Here is a 3,793-nt window from a genome sequence, read left to right as displayed (position 1 = left end):
GGCTCTTTTTGTCATGACGGTGACGAGATGTGCGCGGTAGGTTCCTGAGCCGTGGAGGTCCGAGATCATGGTTGATGCGTCGGGCGCGAGGCCGTCCAGGGCGTCGGGGTGGAAGTTGGCCGACAGGGCGGTTTCGGCGTCCTGCCAGCGGAAGACGCCGTTTTCCGAGGCACCGGTAACGGCGACGCGGACGTCGGCGCCGTATTTCGCCACGAAGACGCCCACCAGGGCAAACCGCGAGGCGGGTTGCTCGAACTTCATGTAGGCCGCGGCATCCGGCACCGGGAACTTCACCTCGGTGATGATCTCGCCTTCGTCCAGCGCGGTTTCAAACAGCCCCTGGAAAAAGTCATCCGCCGCGATCTCGCGGGTGTTGGTCACGATGGTGGCCGCACTTGCCAAAGCCGCCGCAGGGTAGCAGGCCGAGGGGTCGTTGTTGGCCAGGCTACCGCCGAGGGTGCCGCGATTGCGCACCGCCGGATCACCGATGTTGCCAGCCAGCCCTGCCAGCGCGGGATAGGCGCCGGCGCCGGCAGCCACCTCGGCGTGGGGGGTGGCCGCGCCGATACAAAGCGCGTCATCGTCGGCGCGGCAGATGCCGCGGATCTCTTCAATGCCGCTCAGGCTGACCAGGCGATCAGGCGCGGCCAGCCGCTGTTTCAGGGTGGGGATCAGGGTCTGCCCCCCGCCCAGGGGCTGGCTGTCGGTGGAATCGTTGAGCAGTTTCACCGCATCGGCCAGACGTGTCGGGCGTTCAATCTCAAATGCATACATGGTCTGTTTCTCCCAAAGCTCGGGGGGATGGTGTTTCTCCGACCCTGCTTCTTCTTGCTATAAATATCCCGGGGGTCCGGGGGCTGGCCCCCGGTCCACCCGCCTGATCCTATCCCTGCATCGCCTGCCACACCCGCGACGGCGACAGCGGCATATCGATATGGGTGACATCCCTGCCCGCCGACTGCAGCGCATCGACCACCGCATTGACCACCGAGGGCGGCGAGCCGATGGCCCCGGCCTCGCCACAGCCTTTCACCCCCAGGGGGTTGTGCGTGCAGGGGGTCTGGCAGGAATGATCGACGGTATAGAACGGCAGGTCATCGGCGCGCGGCATCGCGTAATCCATGTAGGACCCGGTCAGCAACTGGCCGTTTTCATCGTAAGCGCAGGCCTCCAGCAGCGCCTGGCCAATACCCTGACCGATGCCGCCATGCACCTGACCCGAGACGATCATCGGGTTGACGATATTGCCAAAGTCATCGGCCGCCGAGAACCGCTCGATGGTGACGCGCCCGGTGTCGGGATCCACCTCGACCTCGCAGGCATAGGCCCCCGACGGGTAGGTAAAGTTGGCCGGGTCGTAAAACGCGGTCTCCTCCAGCCCCGGCTCGATATCTTCCAGCGGATAGTTGTGCGGCACATAGGCCGCCAGCGTGACATCGCCCCAGGCCACCGATTTGTCGGTGCCCGCAACGCTGAACTGGCCATCCTTCAGCTCGATATCCGCCTCCGAGGCCTCCATCAGGTGGGCCGCGATCTTCTTGGCCTTGTTGATGACCTTCTCGGTGGCCCGCACCATCGCCGAGCCCCCCACCGCCAAAGACCGGCTGCCATAGGTGCCCATGCCCATCGGCGCATTATTGGTGTCGCCATGGACGATCTCGACCATGTCGGCGTCAATCCCGATCATCTCGGCAATCACCTGCGGAAAGGCGGTTTCATGGCCCTGTCCGTGGCTGTGGCTGCCGGTCATCACCACCAGACCGCCGGTGGCATTGACCCGCACCGTGGCACTTTCATACAACCCGGCACGCGCACCCAGCTGGCCGACAAGGTTGCTGGGGGCAATACCGCAGGCCTCGATGTAACAGTTGATGCCCAGGCCCCGCAGTTTACCGCGCGCCTCGCTTTGCTTGCGCCGCGCCGCAAAGCCGCTCAGATCGGCAATCTCTTCCAGCTTGTCCATCGTCGCATGATAATCGCCGGTGTCATATTCCACCGCCACCGGCGTGGCATAGGGGAACTCGGTGATGAAGTTCTGACGCCGCAGGGCAATCGGATCGACGCCCAGCTCGCGCGCCGCCTTGTCGATCACCCGCTCCAGCTGGAACGTCGCCTCGGGCCGGCCCGCACCGCGATAGGCATCCACCGGCACCGTGTTGGTAAACACCGCCTTGACGTTCACATAGATCAGCGGCGTCTTGTAATTGCCGGCCATCAGCGTGCCATGCAGCCAGGTCGGCACCGAGGGCGCAAAGGTGCTCAGGTAAGCCCCCATATTGGCATGTGTATCGGTGCGCAGCGCGACAAAGTTGTTGTCAGCGTCCAGCGCCAGCTCGATCTTCGTCACATGATCGCGGCCATGGGCATCCGACATGAACGCCTCGGACCGGCTCGAGGTCCATTTTACCGGGCGATTGACCGCCTTGGCGGCAAAGGTGCAGAACGCCTCTTCGGCGTAATGGAATATCTTGGTGCCAAAGCCGCCGCCCACATCGGGCGAGACAACCCGCAGCTTGTGTTCGGGAATGCCCAGCACAAAGGCCCCCATCAAGAGCCGGATCACATGCGGGTTCTGGGAGGTGGTATAAAGCGTGTGATCGCCGGTCGAGCGGTTGTAATCACCCACCGCCACCCGCGGCTCCATCGGGTTGGCAATCAGCCGGTTGTTGACCAGCTCAAGCGTGGTCACATGCGCCGCCCCCCTGATGGCGGCATCTACCGCCTCGCGGTTCTCTTCGACAAATCCCCAGTCATAACAAAGGTTGCTGGTCAGTTCGTCGTGTACCTTCGCCGCGCCCTCTTTCAGGGCCTCCTTCATGTCGACAACCGCCGGAAGCTCGTCGATATCCACCTCGATCGCCTCGGCCGCATCGCGGGCCTGCGCATAAGTCTCGGCCACCACCGCGGCAATCGGATCGCCCACATGGCGCACCTTGCCCTGCGCCAGAACCGGGTGCCCCGGCTCCTGCATCACCTCGCCAAACCGGTCGGTCACCTGCCAGCCGCAGGGCAGGCCGCCCACACCTTCAAAATCCGCGCCGGTAAAAATCCGCACCACGCCGGGCATGCCCGAGGCCGCCCCGGTGTCGACCTTGTTGATCTTCCCATGCGCCACGTCCGAGCGCAAAAAATGCACATAGGCCTGACCATTCAGGTTGATGTCATCGGTGTAATTGCCGGTCCCGGTCAGAAACCGAACGTCCTCGCGCCGCTTGGTGCTGGCGCCAATGCCTCCGTCTGCTGGCATGTCTTGATCCTCCCTGTGGGGTCTGCCCCCTGATTGTTCCGGTCCCGCTCATCCGCCCTCACGCCAGCGGCCCCGCAGGCAAAGCCTGATGCGCGCCGCCTATTGCGCCGCAATGGCGCTGACGTCCTGGCCGGATGCGGCCAAAATCGCCTTGACGATGTTGTGATAGCCCGTGCAGCGGCAGATATTACCTTCCAGATAATCCCGTACCTCCGCCTCTGACGGCGTCGGGTTCTCCGCCAGCAAAGCCGCCGCAGACATCACCATCCCCGGCGTGCAGAACCCGCACTGCAACCCGTGATGATCCTGAAACGCCTGCTGCAATACGCTCAGCGTCCCGTCAGACCCCGCCATCCCCTCGATCGTCACAACCTCAGAGCCTTCCGCCTCGGCCGCAAACATCGTGCACGCCTTCACCGCACGCCCGTCAACATGCACAACACAGGCCCCGCATTGCGACGTGTCACACCCAACATGCGTCCCCGTCAATCCACAACCCTCACGTAAAAAATCAACCAATAACGTACGCCCTTCAGATTCGGCCGA

Annotated in this window: 3 protein-coding genes; all 3 read right to left on the bottom strand. The window is 63.6% G+C overall.

Going from position 1 to position 3,793, the window contains the following annotated elements; translation table 11 throughout:
* A partial coding sequence (locus tag PEL8287_RS19605; RefSeq protein ID WP_085894132.1) for an FAD binding domain-containing protein occupies positions 1-774 on the bottom strand: 774 nt, incomplete at its 3' end.
* Between the two features lie 109 nt (positions 775-883).
* Positions 884-3,247, bottom strand: a complete 2,364-nt coding sequence (locus PEL8287_RS19600) for a xanthine dehydrogenase family protein molybdopterin-binding subunit (protein ID WP_085894131.1) — start codon at positions 3,245-3,247, stop codon at positions 884-886.
* Positions 3,248-3,346: 99 nt separating this feature from the next.
* A partial coding sequence (locus PEL8287_RS19595) for a (2Fe-2S)-binding protein (RefSeq protein WP_139837884.1) occupies positions 3,347-3,793 on the bottom strand: 447 nt, incomplete at its 5' end.

Origin of the sequence: Roseovarius litorisediminis (genome assembly GCF_900172295.1) — a bacterium.
Classification (GTDB): Bacteria; Pseudomonadota; Alphaproteobacteria; order Rhodobacterales; family Rhodobacteraceae; genus Roseovarius; species Roseovarius litorisediminis.
Note: the sequence above shows the minus strand (reverse complement) of the source record. Positions and strands in the feature narration are given on the sequence as shown.

Bases quoted from the DNA above. Each gene is read 5' to 3' on its own strand.
- PEL8287_RS19600 (WP_085894131.1), bottom strand. From the start codon at position 3,247: ATGCCAGCAGACGGAGGCATTGGCGCCAGCACCAAGCGGCGCGAGGAC.